Raw genomic sequence first — 16,636 nt, 5'->3', positions numbered from 1 at the left:
TCACGCCCCGATCCGGTAGAGGGAGTGGGTCCAGGAGAAGGAGCTGTTGTTGACGTACCAGTCGTGCGAGGCCCAGTTGTAGCGGTCGCTGGAGGGCCACGGGTCGCCCCAGTAGACCCAGCCGTTGGCGTCGTCGTAGCCGTAGATCACGTGCATGTGGCCGCCGCCGCTGGACCACTGGATGCGGGTCTCGACGGGCCGGTTGGCGTTGATCTCGGTCTGCACGGTGGCGTAGCGCAGCCAGCCGTCCACGTACGAGCCGGGGTTGATGCCGGCCCAGCTCAGTCCGGTCTGGACGTTGCCGAGGTTGGCCTGCGAGTTGGGGCACTCGTAGCCCTGCTGGCGGTTGAAGGCGGCGTTGCAGAACTGGTTCTGGCTGTAGGAGCGGCCGAACCAGGTGGCGATGGTGTTGCCGGCCGCCGCCCAGCACCAGTTGGTCTTCTGCTGGGCCTGCATGGTGATGTTGAGGCGCTTGTAGGCGTACGCCGAGACCGTGTCGCTCTGCGTCCCTGAGCCGGCCGGCGCGGCGGTGGCCGGCGTGGCGGGCAGGACGAAGAGGGCGGCGGCCGCGGCGAGTGCCGCGAACGAGAGCTTTCTCTTGCGCATCGCGTTCCTCCCGAGGCGGGGATGTGGGGAGTTGGAGGAGAGGAGCGCGTCCGGACGCTGGTCAGGAGCATCGGCCGTTGTCCGGAACGGGTCAACACGCTTCAATGCGGGGTGACGGCGAGCTGTGAACGGTGTGACCCGGCTGTGAACGGAGGCCCCCGGTCCACCAGCCCGCCTCTCCCGGGCGGCGCCGTGCTCCGTCCGCCCTGACGTGAACGTTCACTGAGGAGTCCTCGTGGGTCACACCGAGGCCGATCTGGCTCAGCTGCTGCACACCGGCCCCTTCCACCTGGCGCTGCGCACGGCGCTCGCGGTGCGCGGGCTGCCGCTCCAGCGGGTCCAGCACCATCTGGCGCACCGGGGCATCAAGGTCGGGGTGACCTCGCTGAGCTACTGGCAGCAGGGCGCCCGCCGCCCGCAGCGGCCCGAGTCGATGAAGGCGGTGCGGGCGCTGGAGGAGGTGCTCCAGCTGCCGGGGAACTCGCTGACCCGGCTGCTCGCCGAGGACACCGCCGCCCGCGCGGACGTCGAGCGCCCGGCGACCCGCTCGTACCGCTCGCTGGTGGAGGCGTCCGGGGTGGTCGAGGGGCTGCTGGCCGAGCTGGAGAGCCCGGCGGACGGGGGGCTGCACACGGTCGGGCACCACGAGCGGGTGCGGATCGGGGCCCGCCGTGAGCTGCTGGGCCGGGACTCGCAGCAGGTGGTGCGGGCGCACCGGGACGGCATCGACCGCTATCTGGCGATCCACTGGGGCGATCCGGGCTGCGATCCGGCCCGGGTGGAGGTGCGGGCGGCGGAGAACTGCCGCACGGGGCGGGTGCGGCGGCACGCGGAGACGGGGGTGCTGGTCGCGGAGCTGCTCTTCGACACGCGGCTGCGGGCCGGGGACACGTACTTCTTCTCGTACGGCTTCGAGGACGGCAGCGGCGGGGCGAGCCGGGAGTACGTGCGGGGCTTCAGCTTCGCGGGCGGGCAGTACGTGCTGCAGGTGCGCTTCGACGAGGCGGCGCTGCCGGTGCGCTGCCGGCGCTTCGCCCAGGCGTCGGCGGGCGCGCCGCGCGGCGGCCGGGCCGAGCTGACGCTGAGCGGCCGGCACCGCGCGGTGCACCTGGTGGAGCAGGGGGTGCGCCCGGGGATCCTGGGGATCGACTGGGACTGGGCGTAGCGGCGGGCGGCCGTCAGGCCTCCGGGCCCGCGACCAGCTTGCCGTTCTCGACGCGGACGGGGACCTCGGGGAGCGGCACGGTCGCCGGGCCCTGGAGGGCCTTGCCGGTGGTCACGTCGAAGCGGCTGCCGTGGCAGGGGCAGTTGCCCTCGTTGTCCTCGATCTTGTCGAGGACGCAGCCGGCGTGGGTGCACTGGGCGCTGAAGGCCTTGTACTGGCCCTTGGCCGGGCAGTGCACCAGGAGGCGCTGTTCGCGGTAGAGCTTGGCGCCGCCGACGGGGACCTCGTCGGGCGCGCCGAGGGAGACCGGCGCGGTCGGGGTCGGGGTCTGGGCGTGGCCGAGCTTGGAGTCCGTGGAGCAGGCGGAGACACCCAGTCCGGCGGCGCCGGCGAGGGCGGCGCCTTTCAGCACGGTGCGGCGGGTGGACTGGCCGGACATGAGCACTCCACGGGTTCACGGGTTCACGGGGAAATCGGTGACAAGCCACCCGAAGCGGGTGACCCGAACGACGATACCGGCGCGCTCCCGGGGCCCTGCGGCGGGGCTGTCGTGACGGGCGGGGCATGGGTTACCTTCCGGTACGTGATCGTCGTCGCCGGTGAGTCCCTGATCGACCTGGTCCCGGACGGGGCCGGTGGCCCGCTGTCCCCGCTGCTGCCCCGGCCGGGCGGCGGGCCGTACAACACGGCGGTGGCCCTGGGGCGGCTCGGCGCCCCGGCGGCCTTCTGCTCGCGGGTGTCGACGGACGCCTTCGGGGAGGCGCTGCTGGACGGGCTGCGGGCGGCCGGGGTGGCGACCGGGCCGGTGCAGCGGGGGCCGGAGCCGACGAGCCTGGCAGTGGCCTCGGTGGGCCCGGACGGCTCGGCGCGGTACGGCTTCTACGTGGAGGGCACGGCGGACCGGCTCTTCGCGCTGCCGGAGCGGCTGCCGGAGGAGGTGCGGGCGGTGGCCTTCGGGACCTGCTCGCTGGCCCTGGAGCCGGGTGCGAGCGCGTACGAGGCGCTGCTGCGGCGCTCGGCCCGGGAGGGCCTCTTCACGCTGCTGGACCCGAACGTGCGGCCGGGCCTGATCCCGGACCCGGCGGCCTACCGGGAGCGCTTCGCGGGCTGGCTGCCGTACGTGTCGCTGCTGAAGCTGTCGGAGGAGGACGCGGACTGGCTGGGCGGCTCGCCGGCCGGGTGGGCGGACCGGGGTCCTGCGGCGGTGGTGCTGACCCGGGGCGCCGGGGGCCTGACGGTCTTCGCGGGCGCGCTGGAGGTGTCGGTGCCGGCGGTCCCGGTGCGGGTGGTGGACACGATCGGCGCGGGCGACACGGTGAACGCGGCGCTGCTGCACGGGCTGGCCGGCCGCGACCCGGGCGCGCTGTCCCGGGAGGAGTGGCGGGAGCTGCTGTCCTTCGCGGCCCGCGCGGCGGCGGTGACGTGCACCCGGGCGGGCGCGGAGCCGCCGTACGCGCACGAGCTGGGCGACGGCTGAGGGGGTGGCCCCGCCGGATCGGCGGGGCCACCCCCTCGGGTGCCGGGGCGGGGTCCGTCAGGCCTTGCGGGTCCTGGCGGCGGCCTTCTTCGCGACGGCCTTCTTGGCGGGCGCGGCCTTCTTGGCGGCGGCCTTGGTGGCGGTCGCCTCGGTCGCCGTCTTGGCGGCGGCCTTGGTGGCCGTCTTGGTCGCCGTCTTGGTCACCGCCGTCTTCGTGGCCGTGGCCTTCTTGGCGGCGCCCTTCTTGGCCGCCGTCTTCGCCGTGCCGCGCGCGGCGGGGCCGGACGCGTCGCTGATCCGGTCGGCGCCCAGGACCTCGCGGAGGAACTTGCCGGTGTGGCTGGCCGGGACCGAGGCGACCTCCTCGGGGGTGCCCTCGGCGACGACGACGCCTCCGCCGCTGCCGCCCTCGGGGCCCATGTCGATGATCCAGTCGGCGGTCTTGATGACGTCGAGGTTGTGCTCGATGACGATCACCGAGTTCCCCTTGTCGACCAGGCCGGAGAGGACCTTGATCAGCTTCGAGATGTCCTCGAAGTGGAGGCCGGTGGTCGGCTCGTCCAGGACGTAGACCGTGCGGCCCGTGGAGCGCTTCTGGAGCTCGGAGGCGAGCTTGACGCGCTGGGCCTCGCCGCCGGAGAGGGTGGGCGCGGACTGCCCGAGGCGGACGTAGCCCAGGCCCACCTCGTGGAGCGTGCGCAGGTGGCGGGCGATGGTCGGGACGGCCTCGAAGAAGTCCAGGGCCTCCTCGATCGGCATGTCCAGGACCTCGGCGATGGACTTGCCCTTGTAGTGGACCTCCAGGGTCTCCCGGTTGTACCGGGCGCCGTGGCAGACCTCGCACGGGACGTAGACGTCCGGGAGGAAGTTCATCTCGATCTTGATGGTGCCGTCGCCGGAGCAGTTCTCGCAGCGTCCGCCCTTGACGTTGAAGGAGAAGCGGCCGGGCAGATAGCCGCGGACCTTCGCCTCCATGGTCTCCGCGAAGAGCTTGCGGACGTGGTCGAAGACGCCGGTGTAGGTCGCCGGGTTGGACCGCGGGGTGCGGCCGATGGGCGACTGGTCGACGTGCACGACCTTGTCGACGAGGTCGTCGCCGTCCACCCGGGTGTGCCGTCCGGGCACCGACTTGGCGCCGTTGAGCTCGCGCGCCAGGTGGGTGTAGAGGATGTCGTTGACCAGCGTGGACTTGCCGGAACCGGAGACTCCGGTGACGGCGGTGAGGACGCCCAGCGGGAAGGAGACGTCGATGTCCCGCAGGTTGTTCTCGCGGGCGCCGTGCACGGTGAGGCGGCGGTCCGGGTCCACCGGGCGCCGGATGTCCGGGGTGCCGATGGCCCTGCGGCCCGACAGGTACTGCCCGGTCATCGACTCCTCGTTGGCGAGGAGCTCCTTCAAGGGGCCGGAGTGGACCACCTTGCCGCCGTGCTCGCCGGCACCCGGGCCGATGTCCACCACCCAGTCGGCGACCTTGATGGTGTCCTCGTCGTGCTCGACGACGATGAGCGTGTTGCCCATGTCGCGGAGCCGGACCAGGGTCTCGATGAGCCGGTGGTTGTCGCGCTGGTGCAGGCCGATGGACGGCTCGTCCAGCACGTAGAGCACGCCGACCAGACCGGAGCCGATCTGGGTGGCGAGCCGGATGCGCTGGGCCTCGCCGCCGGAGAGGGTGCCGGCCGCGCGGTTGAGCGAGAGGTAGTCCAGGCCGACGTCGACGAGGAAGCGGAGCCGCTCGTTGACCTCCTTGAGGACCCGCTCGGCGATCTTCTTGTCACGGGCGTTGAGGGTGAGGCGGCCGAGGAAGTCGGCGCAGTCGCTGATCGACATCGCGGAGACCTCGGCGATGGACTTCTCCATCACCGTGACCGCGAGCACGATCGGCTTGAGGCGGGTGCCCTGGCAGGTGGGGCAGGGCACCTCCCGCATGTACCCCTCGAAGCGCTCGCGGCTGGAGTCGCTCTCGGCCTCGCTGTGCCGCCGCTTCACGAAGGAGACGGCCCCCTCGAAGGCGGGCGTGGTGTAGGCCCGCTCGCGGCCGTAGCGGTTGCGGTAGCGGACCTCGACCTGGGTCTTGTGGCCGTACATCAGGGCCTTCTTGGCCCGCTGCGGCAGCCCGGCGTACGGGATGTCGGTGCGGAAGCCCAGGGCCTGCGAGAGGCCGCCGATGAGCCGCCCGAAGTACTCCCTGGTGTGGCCGTGCGACCAGGGGTGGATGGCGCCCTCGTCGAGGGACTTCTCCTCGTCGGGGACGACCAGCTCGGGGTCGACCTCCATGCGGGTGCCGATGCCGGTGCAGTCCGGACAGGCGCCGAAGGGCGAGTTGAAGGAGAAGGAGCGCGGCTCCAGCTCCTCGAAGGAGAGGTCGTCGTACGGGCAGTAGAGGTGCTCCGAGTACATCCGCTCGCGCTCGGGGTCGTCCTCGGCGAGGTCGACGAAGTCGAGCACGACCATGCCGCCGGAGAGGCCGAGCGCGGTCTCGACGGAGTCGGTGAGCCGGCGCTTGGCGCTGTCCTTCACGGTGAGGCGGTCGACGACCACCTCGATCGTGTGCTTCTCCTGCTTCTTCAGCGTGGGCGGCTCGCTGAGCTGGATCGTCTGCCCGTCGACCCGGGCGCGGCTGTAGCCCTTGGTCTGGAGGTCGGCGAAGAGATCGACGAACTCGCCCTTGCGCTCGCGCACCAGCGGCGAGAGGACCTGGAAGCGGCTGCCCTCGGGCAGCTCCAGGACCTTGTCGACGATGGCCTGCGGCGACTGGCGGGAGATCGGGCGGTGGCACTCCGGACAGTGCGGCTTGCCGATGCGGGCGAAGAGCAGCCGGAGGTAGTCGTAGACCTCGGTGATCGTGCCGACCGTCGAGCGCGGGTTGCGCGAGGTCGACTTCTGGTCGATGGAGACGGCGGGCGACAGACCTTCGATGAAGTCGACGTCCGGCTTGTCCATCTGGCCGAGGAACTGGCGGGCGTAGGAGGAGAGCGACTCGACGTACCGGCGCTGCCCCTCGGCGAAGATCGTGTCGAACGCGAGGGAGGACTTGCCCGACCCGGACAGACCGGTGAAGACGATCAGCGAGTCACGGGGGAGGTCGAGCGAGACGTTCTTGAGGTTGTGCTCACGAGCGCCACGGACGATGAGACGGTCGGCCACGCCGGTCCGCACCTTTCTTGAGAGAGCGGATGTGCCTGAAGACCCAACAACCAAGGATGCCGGATGCTTCCCCCGAGCTTATAGCACGCACATTCGATTTCCGGAGTTCCGCCGCCCTCTTCACCCGAACGAGTGGCGGCACCCCGGCGGCGCTAGGGTCGGCGCCATGATCGACCATGTGCGTGACCTGACCTCCGTACGCGAGGCGACCGACCGGCTCATCGCCGAGGTCTCCTCCTGGGACAACGCGGCTCTCGCCGAGCCGTCACGGCTTCCGGGCTGGACCCGCGGCCACGTCCTCGCCCACCTGGCCCGCAACGCCGACGCCCTGGTGAACGTCCTCCAGGGCCTGCCGATGTACAAGGACGCCGCCACCCGCGACGCCGACATCGAGCGGGACGCCGCCCGCCCCCTGGACGCGCACCTCACCGACCTGCGCGCCACCGCCGAGCGCCTCCAGGACGTCTGCGCCGAGCCCGCCGACTGGGACCGGACCGTCGAGCTGCGCAACGGCATCACCGACAGCGCCTCGCGGCTGCCCTTCCGCCGCTGGGTCGAGGTCGCCCTGCACCACGTCGACCTGGGCGCCGGCTACGGGCTCGCGGACCTCCCCGAGGAGTTCCAGCTCCGGGAGATCGCCTTCCTCGCCGACCGCTGGTCCGGCCGCGCGGACGTCCCGCCGGTCACCCTGCGCACCCCCGACGGCGCCGACCTCGGCCGGACCGGCGGCGACGAGGGCGCCCCGGTCACCGTCACCGGCCCGCCGGCCGCCCTCCTCGGCTGGCTGGCCGGGCGCGGCGAGCCCGGCGCGGCGCTCACCGCCGAGGGCGGCCCGCTGCCCCAGCTCCCGCCCCTGTAGGCGCCGTTGCCGCCCCGGGCGCCCGCGCCCGGGGATAGGCTGAGGCCATGACGTACAGCGGAGCGGTGAAGGTCGGCGGACCTGCGGACGTGCACGAACTGACCGACCTGATGATCTCGAAGGTCGCGGTCGGCCCGATGGACAACAACGCGTATCTGCTGCGCTGCCGGGCGACCGGCGAGCAACTGCTGATCGACGCGGCGAACGAGGCCGGGACCCTGCTCACGCTGATCGGCGACGACGGCATCGCGTCCGTGGTCACCACCCACCAGCACGGCGACCACTGGCAGGCACTGGCGGAGGTCGTCGACGCCACCGGCGCGCGCACCTACGCCGGGGCGTACGACGCGGAGGGCATCGCCGTCCCGACCGACGTCCTCGTGCGCGACGGCGACACGATCCGGGTCGGCCGGGTCGAGCTCACCGCCCGCCACCTGGTCGGCCACACCCCGGGCTCGATCGCGCTGGTCTACGACGACCCGCACGGCCACCCGCACCTCTTCACCGGCGACTGCCTCTTCCCGGGCGGCGTCGGCAACACCTGGGGCGACGCCGAGGCCTTCGCCAGCCTGCTCGACGACGTGGAGACCAAGCTCTTCGGCACCCTCCCCGACGAGACCTGGGTCTACCCCGGCCACGGCGGCGACACCACGCTCGGCGACGAGCGCCCGAAGCTGCCGGACTGGCGCGCCCGGGGCTGGTAGCCACGGGCCGGTCCCGCCACCGAGCGGTCACACGCCGCTTTCCGGGCGGTTACGCCCACGAGTGGCCCGAGAACTGAACCAGGACCGCCGAGGGAGAAATCCGGTCGCGCCCGGAACGCCCCGTGACGACGCACGCCTCCCCCAGCGATCCCCCAGCACCCCCGCACGCCCCCGTAACCCGGACGGCGGGCGGGTAGTTGGCGCCACATGCGCCACAGTCACGCTCCGTCGATGGGGCGGCTCGCCGCCGCCTCACTCGTCGGCACCGCCATCGAGTTCTTCGACTTCTTCGTCTACGGGACGGCCGCCGCGCTCGTCCTCGGCCCGCTCTTCTTCCCGAACTTCTCGCCGCTGGCCGGCACCCTGGCGGCCTTCGGCACCTTCGCCGTCGGCTTCCTCTCCCGCCCGCTCGGCTCGGTCCTCTTCGGACACGTGGGCGACCGGTACGGGCGGCGGCCGGTGCTCTTCGCCTCGCTGCTGCTCACCGGCTGCGCCACCGTCGCCGTCGGCTGCGTCCCCACCTACGAGAGCATCGGCATCGCCGCGCCCGTCCTGCTGCTCGTCCTGCGCTTCCTCCAGGGCCTCGGGCTCGGCGGCGAGTGGGGCGGGGCGGTGCTGCTCACCGCCGAGCACGCCCCGGCGGACCGGCGGGCCCTGTGGGCGAGCTTCCCGCAGATCGGGCCCGCGGTGGGCTTCCTGCTCGCGAACGGGGTGATGCTGGCGCTGACCGCCGGGCTGAGCGACGCGGAGTTCCGGTCCTGGGGCTGGCGGGTGCCGTTCTGGGCGGCGGGGCTGCTCGCGGCGGCCGGGCTCGGGCTGCGCTCCTCGCTCGCCGAGACGCCCCAGTTCGAGGAGCTGGCCGCGTCGGGGCAGCGGGCGGAGGCGCCGTTGACCGAGGTGTTCCGGGGCCACTGGCGGCTCGTGCTGCTGACGGCGGGCGCGCTGGCCGTGGGCTACGCGGTCTTCTACGCCGTCTCCACCTGGGCGCTCGCCTACGGCACCGAGCGGCTGGGCGTGTCCAGCACGGTGATGCTGGTGTGCGTGATGGCGGCGGTGGCGGTGAAGGGGGCGGTGACCCCGTTCGCGGCGATGCTCGGCGACCGCTACGGGCGCCGCACCCTGTGCCTGGCCGGCTGCGCCGCCTCGGCGGTGTGGATGTTCCCGATGGTGGCGCTGCTGCACACGGCGGTGCCGCTGCTGATGTTCCTGGGCTTCCTGGGCTCGCTGCTGGCCTTCATCACGATGTTCTCGGTCGTCGCCGCCTATCTGCCCGAGCTGTACGAGCCCCGGGTGCGCTGCACCGGCGCCGCCGTCGGCTATAACCTCGCCGGGGTGCTCGGCGGGGCGCTCACCCCGATCGTGGCGACGGCCCTCTCCGAGGGCGGCGAGGGGCCGCCGTGGGGCGTGGCGGCCTATCTGACGGTGGTGGCACTGGTGAGCCTCGGCTGCTTCGCGCTGCTCCCGGAGACGCTTCCCGCACGCAAGGCGCCGCAGCCCGAGCCGGAGCCCGTCTGAGGCCCCGGGAACGGCACAGGGGCCGGTGCGGGTGTGTGACACACCCGCACCGGCCCCTCTCACGCCGGCCGTCAGGCGTCGACGCTGTCCTTCTCGCCGCCGTCGGCCGCCGGAGCCTCCGCGGCCTTGGCCGCCTCCAGCCGCTCCTGCTTCTTCGAGGCGATGAGGCTCGTGATCGTGGTGATGATCAGGACACCGCAGATGACGGAGAGCGAGAACGGGATGGAGATCTCCGGGACGTGTACCCCGGACTCGTGCAGCGCGTGCAGCACCAGCTTCACGCCGATGAAGCCGAGGATCACCGACAGGCCGTAGCTGAGGTGGACCAGCTTCTTGAGCAGGCCGCCGATCAGGAAGTACAGCTGGCGCAGACCCATCAGCGCGAAGGCGTTGGCCGTGAAGACGATGTACGGGTCCTGCGTGAGGCCGAAGATCGCCGGGATGGAGTCGAGGGCGAAGAGGATGTCGGTGGTGCCGATCGCCAGCATCACGACCATCAGCGGGGTCAGGATCCGCTTGCCGTTCTCCCGGATGAAGAGCTTGGTGCCGTGGTAACGGTCCGCGACGCCGAACTTCTTCTCGATCGACTTGAGGAGGCGGTTCTCCTCGAACTCCTCCTCGTCGTCGTCGGCACGGGCCTCCTGGATCAGCTTCCAGGCGGTGTAGATGAGGAACGCGCCGAAGATGTAGAAGACCCACGAGAAGCTCGTGATGATCGCGGCACCAGCCGCGATGAAGATCGCGCGGAGCACCAGGGCGATCAGCACGCCGATCAGCAGCACGCGCTGCTGGAGGTGCGAGGGCACCGAGAACTTCGCCATGATCAGGACGAAGACGAACAGGTTGTCCACGCTGAGCGACTTCTCGGTGATGTAACCCGCGAAGAACTCGCCCGATGCCTGGCTGCTGCCCCAGATGAGCAGGCCCAGGCCGAACAGCACGGCGAGGACGATCCAGACGATCGTCCAGATGCCGGCTTCCTTGACCGACACGTCATGGGGCTTGCGCCCGATGAAGAAGTCGACCGCGATCAGGGCGCTCAGACCGAGAACGGTCAGCACCCACAGGGTCATCGAAACGTCCACTGCGCCTCCGGCGTCGTACGGCTTGTGATCAGCGTCGTCGCTGCCGGAGGTCTCTTCCACCCGGGGGAAAACCGGGCCGACGCCCCGGGATCAGATCGTCGATCTGTCCGTACTGACGGGTACGCCGCGCATGGGGAGTACTCCCCTCCGCGTGAAACAGAGTACCCGAATAACCAAGGGAAGGTAAAGAGAAGGGTAAACGGGACTCAAAACACCAGGTCATCGGCCCCATTGCCGACGGGCGTCGGTCACCTGGGAGAGCACCTGCCGGAGCACCGAGCTGCCCGGCGGGACCACCGGCGGCTCATACGTCCAGGCGTGCCCGACCCAGGGATCGGCGAGGTGGTCGTCGGGCACCGGGGTGAGCCGGGTCAGCGCACGCCACAGCGGGTCGAGCACCGGCCCGTACCCGGCGGCGTCCGCACGGTCCGCCACCATCAGCAGGTGCAGGCCGACCTCCGGGCCCTCGTCGGCGAGGTAGCGCAGCTGGTTGACCGTCCGGTCGTCGAAGCCGTGCGGGAAGTCGTGCACGACCAACAGGTGCTCCGCGGTGTCGAGGCCCGGCGGCAGGTCCTCGGCGGCACCCGCGCGGGAGGCCATCTGCAGCAGGTCCACCCGCTCGGTCAGCTGGGCCAGGACGGCCGCGACCCCGGCGGCGCCCGCCGCGGGCGGGCCGGCCAGCACCCCGGACCCGACCAGCGGGGCGAAGGCGCTCGCGCCCGCGCCGGCCGGGTCGATCACCCGGACCCGGAAGCAGTCCGCCGGGTGGACGGCGACCAGCCGCGCGACCAGCGAGACGGCCGTGTCCAGGGCGAGCCGGCGCAGCTCCGCCTCGTCCAGGAGCGCCGCCGCCTCGGAGTGGCCGCGCCCCGAGTCCACCCACAGGCCCCGGGCCAGCGGGAGCCGGGCGAGGAAGGGGATGCGCAGGGCGGTGCGCTCGGGGAGGTGAAGATCGCCGAGCCGGACGGCCATCGGCGCCTCCATGGGCACCCGGTAGGCCTGCCAGACGGGACTGTCCCAGCGCGCGTACGCGGCGGGCAGGGCCGCCTCGACGACCTCGGACTCGGCGGCGAGCTGGGCGAGGTCGCGGTCGAGGGCCTCCTGCGCGCGGGCGGTGAGCTCGTCGTGCTTCGCCTTGGCGGCGGCCCGGGCGGCGTCCCCGGCGCCGCCGATCCGGCTGCGCGGGTCGGACAGCGCCCGGTCGAGCTCCTGGTCGAGCCGGGACTCGGCGAACTGGCAGGCGCTGCGATAGGCGGCGGCGGTGCGGGCCAGGTCCTCGAACATGCCCCACACCTGGTTGTAGAGGCGCTCGTCCATGGACCAGCCGGTGGCGTCGCCCGCGACGGGCGCCGGGTGGCCCGGCGGGGCGGGCGGAGCCGGGGGCCGCTCGGCCGGCGGGGCGGTCTCGGCGGCGGGGCGGCGGCGCGGGTGGGTGTAGTCCACGGGCCCGCCGGGTGCGGCCGGGGCCGTAGGTGTGGCGGGGGCGGCGGGCGTGGCGGGGGCGGGTCTGCGGGCGCGGTCGGCCTCGGGGACGCGCGGGGGCGGGGCGGCGACGGCGCGGGCCAGTCCCTGGGCGACGGCCTCCAGGATCGCGCCGGCGAGCTCGGCGGGGCGCTCCAGGCCCTGGTCGGTGAGGAGCGCGGCGAGCCCGCCCTCGTACCCCTGGCCGACGGCGCGGACCTTCCAGGCGCCCTGGCGGCGGTAGAGCTCCAGGGCGACGAGCGCGGACTCCCGGTCGAGTCCGGTGATGGTGTAGTCGGCGACCTCGGCGCCGTCGGGCGCCGTGACCGTCAGGACCGGGGAGGCGGAGGCCCCGAAGCGGGCGGGTCCCTCCACCCCGACGGGCAGCGCCAGCAGGACGCAGACGCGGTGGACGTCCGGGGCGACGGCCTCCAGGTCGACGGCGAGGCGGTGCCGGGCGGCGGCCTGCCGGGGCACCTCGATCCCGGGCAGCGCGTGCGCGCCCGGGTGGGCGACGGCCCCGGCGCCCGGCACACGGCCCGCCTCGTCTGCCAGGGTGGCCGCGGCGAGGACCGGATGACCGGCCGAGACCCGGATCTCCAGGCGGGTGTGGGGCAGGGGGTGGTTCTGCCCCCGGACCAGCTCGGCGGTCATCGTCTGTGTCTCTCCGTGCGTGCGGACGTCGTGCGCGGGCCGTGCTCGGGTGGCGCCGGGGCGGCGCCCGGCGGTGCTCGGGTGGTGCCCTGGTGGTGCTCGGACCGCTCTACAGGACCGGGAAGATCGCCGGCATGAGGTCCTGGAAGGTGCGGCCGTTGGCCCCGTTGCCCAGGGCCGTCATCTGCCAGCCCGCGCCGGCCCGGTGGACCTTGGCCATGATCTGGGCCGTGTACTGGCCGCCGCCGGCCAGCGTGTAGCGGGCGAGCTCCTGGCCGTTGGTCTCGTCGACCAGGCGGCAGAAGGCGTTCTGCACCTCCTGGAAGGTCTGGCCGGTGAAGGAGTTCACCGTGAAGACGATCTGGTCGATGTGGACCGGGACGCGCTGGAGGTCGACCAGGATCGCCTCGTCGTCCCCGCCCTGTCCGACGCCGCCCACCAGGTTGTCACCGGTGTGGCGGACCGAGCCGTCGTCGCTGACCAGGTGGCGGAAGAAGACCACGTCCACGGGCTGCTTGTCGGCGAAGAGGACGGCGGAGGCGTCCAGGTCGATCTCGCGGGTGCGCGAGCCGAACAGGCCGCGGCGGGGCGCCGCCTGCCAGCCGAGACCCATCCGCACGGAGGTGAGGCTGCCCCCGTCCTTCTTCTCCAGGCTGATGGCCTGCCCCTTGGTCATGTTGACCGTCACGCGCTGCCCCTCTCATCGGTGTGAGCAGCACCCTACGCAGGGGCACTGACAACGCGCCGGGAGCGGGCCGGTTTTGTGTCGTTCTTGCAACACACCGGGCCCGCCTCCGGGCGCTCGGCGCGGCCGGTCAGGCCAGGCCGACCTCCTTCATCTGGCGCAGCTCCTTCTTCAGCTCGGAGACCTCGTCGCGCAGCCGGGCGGCGACCTCGAACTGGAGCTCGGCGGCGGCGGCCTTCATGCGGTCGGTCATCTCCTCGATGATCGAGGCCAGTTCGGCCGCGGGGCGGTCGCCCAGCTCGACGGTGGAGCCGGACTTCGCCGCCCTGCCCTTCGGGGCGTGCGCGGCCAGCGAGGGGACGGGGGCCTTGGCGCCCTTGCCGTCCTTCGCCTTGCGGTAGCCGCTGCCGAGCAGCTCCTCGGTGTCGACCTCCTCGCGCGCGATGGTGGCGACGATGTCGTTGATCTTCTTGCGGAGCGGCTGCGGGTCGATGCCGTGGGCCTCGTTGTACGCGACCTGCTTCTCGCGGCGCCGGTTGGTCTCGTCGATGGCCTGCGCCATCGCCGGGGTGATGGTGTCCGCGTACATGTGGACCTGGCCGGACACGTTGCGCGCCGCGCGGCCGATGGTCTGGATGAGGGAGGTGCCGGAGCGCAGGAAGCCCTGCTTGTCGGCGTCGAGGATGGCGACCAGGGAGACCTCGGGCAGGTCGAGGCCCTCGCGGAGCAGGTTGATGCCGACCAGGACGTCGTACTCGCCGGCGCGCAGCTCGCGCAGCAGCTCGATGCGGCGCAGGGTGTCGACGTCGCTGTGCAGATAGCGGACCTGGATGCCGAGCTCCAGGAAGTACTCCGTGAGGTCCTCGGCCATCTTCTTGGTGAGGGTGGTGACCAGGACCCGCTCGTCGCGCTCGGCGCGCAGCCGGATCTCGTGGACCAGGTCGTCGATCTGGCCCTCGGTGGGCTTGACCACGATCTCGGGGTCGACGAGTCCGGTCGGGCGGATGATCTGCTCGACGAAGCCGTCGCCGCGCGAGAGCTCGTAGGTGCCGGGGGTGGCGGAGAGGTAGACGGTCTGGCCGATCCGCTCCTGGAACTCCTCCCACTTCAGCGGCCTGTTGTCGAGGGCGGAGGGGAGCCGGAAGCCGTGGTCGACCAGGGTGCGCTTGCGGGAGGCGTCGCCCTCGTACATCGCGCCGATCTGCGGGACGGTGACGTGCGACTCGTCGATGACGAGCAGGAAGTCCTCCGGGAAGTAGTCCAGGAGGGTGTTGGGCGGGGAGCCGGGCTCGCGGCCGTCGAAGTGCATCGAGTAGTTCTCGATGCCGGAGCAGGAGCCGATCTGGCGCATCATCTCGATGTCGTACGTGGTCCGCATCCGCAGGCGCTGGGCCTCCAGGAGCCTGCCCTGCTTCTCCAGCTCCTTCAGGCGCTGCTCCAGCTCGCGCTCGATGTCGTTGACCGCGCGCTCCATGCGCTCGGGTCCCGCGACGTAGTGGCTGGCGGGGAAGACGTAGAGCTGTCGGTCGTCGCTGATGACCTCGCCGGTGAGCGGGTGCAGCGTGGAGAGGGCCTCGATCTCGTCGCCGAACATCTCGATGCGGACGGCGAGCTCCTCGTAGACCGGGAAGATCTCGATGGTGTCGCCGCGGACGCGGAAGGTGCCGCGGCTGAACGCCAGGTCGTTGCGGGTGTACTGGATGTCGACGAAGCGGCGCAGCAGCTGGTCCCGGTCGATCTCGTCGCCGACCCGGAGGTCGACCATCCGGTCCACGTACTCCTGGGGGGTGCCGAGGCCGTAGATGCAGGAGACGGAGGCGACCACGACGACGTCCCGCCGGGTCAGCAGCGAGTTGGTCGCGGAGTGGCGCAGCCGCTCGACCTCCTCGTTGATCGAGGAGTCCTTCTCGATGTAGGTGTCGGACTGCGGGACGTACGCCTCGGGCTGGTAGTAGTCGTAGTACGAGACGAAGTACTCGACCGCGTTGTTCGGCAGGAGCTCGCGGAACTCGTTGGCCAGCTGGGCGGCGAGCGTCTTGTTGGGCGCCATCACCAGCGTGGGGCGCTGGAGCTTCTCGATCATCCAGGCGGTCGTCGCCGACTTTCCGGTGCCGGTGGCGCCGAGCAGGACGACGTCCTTCTCACCGGCACGGATGCGCCGGTCGAGCTCGGCGATGGCGGCGGGCTGGTCGCCGCTGGGCTGGAAGGGACTGACGACCTCGAAGGGCGCCACCGTACGTTCGATCTGGGAAACGGGCCGCATGGAACCACCGTACGACCCGGCACTGACAGCCGGGCGGTGATCGGCCCGGTGCCGTGGCCGGAGGAGGTCGCTCACCAGTCCTGGGAGCGGTGGGTGCCTCGGTGGGCGGGCCGGCGCGCGGTGCGGGCGGCGGGCCGCGCGGAGGACCAGTTCGCCGGTTCGCCGTAGGCGGGGGAGCGGCGCGGGGCGGGCACGCCGGGGGCGCCGTGGCGGTAGCCGCCGCGGGCCGTGGGGCGCTGCCAGTCCGGCTCGCCCATGACGAGCAGCGGGTCGAACATGACGACGACGGCGGCCAGCAGCAGGAAGACGGCCGGTCCGATCAGCATGGGCAGCAGCAGGGAGGCGGCGGAGTCGCCGGTGCCCGGGACGGGCGTGCCGTGCAGCCGGACGTCGACCGCGGCCATGCCGGTGTAGTGCATCCCGCTGACGGCGACGCCCATCACGATGCTGGCGCCGAGGCTGGCGAGGAAGCCGTGGACGGAGACGGCGGCCCAGAGGGCGACGGTGGCGGCGACGACGGCGATGACCACGGAGAGGGCGACGGTGGCGGTGTCGTAGGTGATCTGGCCGTGCAGCCGCATCCCGGCCATGCCCAGGTAGTGCATGGTGGCGACGCCGAGGCCGGTGATGGTGCCGCCGGTGACCAGGGTGAGGGCGGTGGCGCCGCGGTAGCCCACGATGAAGATGCCGATGCCCACCATGAGGATGGCGACGCCGAGGCTGGCGAAGGTGAGGGGCCGGTCGTAGGCGACGGGCGCCTGCCGGACCGAGAAACCCATCATGGCGATGAAGTGCATGGTCCATATGCCGGTGCCGATGGAGGTGGCGCCGAGCGCGAGCCAGCCGGCCTTGAAGGTGTCGTCGTGGCGGAGCGAGCGTGTGGTGCAGCGCAGTCCGAGCGCGCCGCCGAGGCAGGCCATGAGGAAGGCCGCCACCGGTGTGACGAGTCCGTAGCTGAATCCGTCGACCGTGCCCTGCATGAGCGTCTGTCCTCCACCCGTGGCGCAACGTCGTCCGA

At 72.2% G+C, this 16,636-nt stretch carries 13 protein-coding genes; 5 read left to right on the top strand and 8 right to left on the bottom strand.

The window, feature by feature from the left end:
- The gene (locus ACZ6J5_RS14115) at positions 1-606 is read right to left on the bottom strand and encodes a papain-like cysteine protease family protein (RefSeq protein WP_469391098.1); all 606 of its coding nucleotides are present in this window, start codon (positions 604-606) and stop codon (positions 1-3) included.
- Between the two features lie 235 nt (positions 607-841).
- Here ACZ6J5_RS14115 and ACZ6J5_RS14110 point away from each other — a divergent pair, with 235 nt between their 5' ends.
- Entirely contained in the window at positions 842-1,771 is a 930-nt protein-coding gene (locus ACZ6J5_RS14110) for a hypothetical protein (protein ID WP_469391096.1), read from the top strand.
- A gap of 13 nt (positions 1,772-1,784) precedes the next feature.
- On the opposite strand, the gene ACZ6J5_RS14105 is transcribed toward ACZ6J5_RS14110, so the two are convergent.
- Positions 1,785-2,210 (bottom strand): Rieske (2Fe-2S) protein, encoded by a 426-nt coding sequence (locus ACZ6J5_RS14105; RefSeq protein ID WP_329419659.1) that lies wholly within the window; start codon positions 2,208-2,210, stop codon positions 1,785-1,787.
- Positions 2,211-2,354: 144 nt separating this feature from the next.
- On the opposite strand from ACZ6J5_RS14105, the gene ACZ6J5_RS14100 reads away from it, so the two are divergent.
- Positions 2,355-3,248 (top strand): carbohydrate kinase family protein, encoded by an 894-nt coding sequence (locus ACZ6J5_RS14100; protein ID WP_469391094.1) that lies wholly within the window; start codon positions 2,355-2,357, stop codon positions 3,246-3,248.
- A 57-nt stretch (positions 3,249-3,305) separates the two neighbouring features.
- Here ACZ6J5_RS14100 and uvrA read toward each other — a convergent pair whose 3' ends face one another.
- A complete protein-coding gene (gene uvrA, locus ACZ6J5_RS14095) occupies positions 3,306-6,392 on the bottom strand; it encodes an excinuclease ABC subunit UvrA (protein WP_469391093.1) in 3,087 nt (1,028 codons plus the stop codon).
- Positions 6,393-6,558: 166 nt separating this feature from the next.
- Here uvrA and ACZ6J5_RS14090 point away from each other — a divergent pair, with 166 nt between their 5' ends.
- From ACZ6J5_RS14090 to ACZ6J5_RS14080, 3 genes are all read left to right on the top strand, one after another.
- Positions 6,559-7,251, top strand: a complete 693-nt coding sequence (locus tag ACZ6J5_RS14090; RefSeq protein ID WP_469391091.1) for a maleylpyruvate isomerase family mycothiol-dependent enzyme — start codon at positions 6,559-6,561, stop codon at positions 7,249-7,251.
- Between the two features lie 47 nt (positions 7,252-7,298).
- Positions 7,299-7,955 carry an MBL fold metallo-hydrolase gene (locus ACZ6J5_RS14085; RefSeq protein ID WP_469391089.1) on the top strand — a complete coding sequence of 219 codons (657 nt, stop codon included), beginning with the start codon at positions 7,299-7,301 and terminating at the stop codon, positions 7,953-7,955.
- A gap of 231 nt (positions 7,956-8,186) precedes the next feature.
- Positions 8,187-9,470 (top strand): MFS transporter, encoded by a 1,284-nt coding sequence (locus tag ACZ6J5_RS14080; RefSeq protein ID WP_469391087.1) that lies wholly within the window; start codon positions 8,187-8,189, stop codon positions 9,468-9,470.
- Between the two features lie 71 nt (positions 9,471-9,541).
- Here ACZ6J5_RS14080 and ACZ6J5_RS14075 read toward each other — a convergent pair whose 3' ends face one another.
- From ACZ6J5_RS14075 to ACZ6J5_RS14055, 5 genes are all read right to left on the bottom strand, one after another.
- Complete coding sequence (locus tag ACZ6J5_RS14075) at positions 9,542-10,555, bottom strand: TerC family protein (protein WP_469391086.1); 1,014 nt, start codon at positions 10,553-10,555, stop codon at positions 9,542-9,544.
- Between the two features lie 219 nt (positions 10,556-10,774).
- Positions 10,775-12,670, bottom strand: coding sequence for a TerD family protein (locus ACZ6J5_RS14070; RefSeq protein ID WP_469391084.1), 1,896 nt, complete (start codon positions 12,668-12,670; stop codon positions 10,775-10,777).
- 109 nt (positions 12,671-12,779) lie between these two features.
- A complete protein-coding gene (locus ACZ6J5_RS14065; RefSeq protein ID WP_469391082.1) occupies positions 12,780-13,358 on the bottom strand; it encodes a TerD family protein in 579 nt (192 codons plus the stop codon).
- A 127-nt stretch (positions 13,359-13,485) separates the two neighbouring features.
- Positions 13,486-15,618, bottom strand: coding sequence for an excinuclease ABC subunit UvrB (uvrB, locus tag ACZ6J5_RS14060; protein ID WP_469391080.1), 2,133 nt, complete (start codon positions 15,616-15,618; stop codon positions 13,486-13,488).
- A 71-nt stretch (positions 15,619-15,689) separates the two neighbouring features.
- Entirely contained in the window at positions 15,690-16,598 is a 909-nt protein-coding gene (locus tag ACZ6J5_RS14055; RefSeq protein WP_469391078.1) for an MHYT domain-containing protein, read from the bottom strand.
- Positions 16,599-16,636: the final 38 nt, after the last annotated feature.

This window comes from Streptomyces sp. NPDC042100, from assembly GCF_055582325.1.
This window is presented reverse-complemented; position numbering and strand designations above follow the sequence as displayed.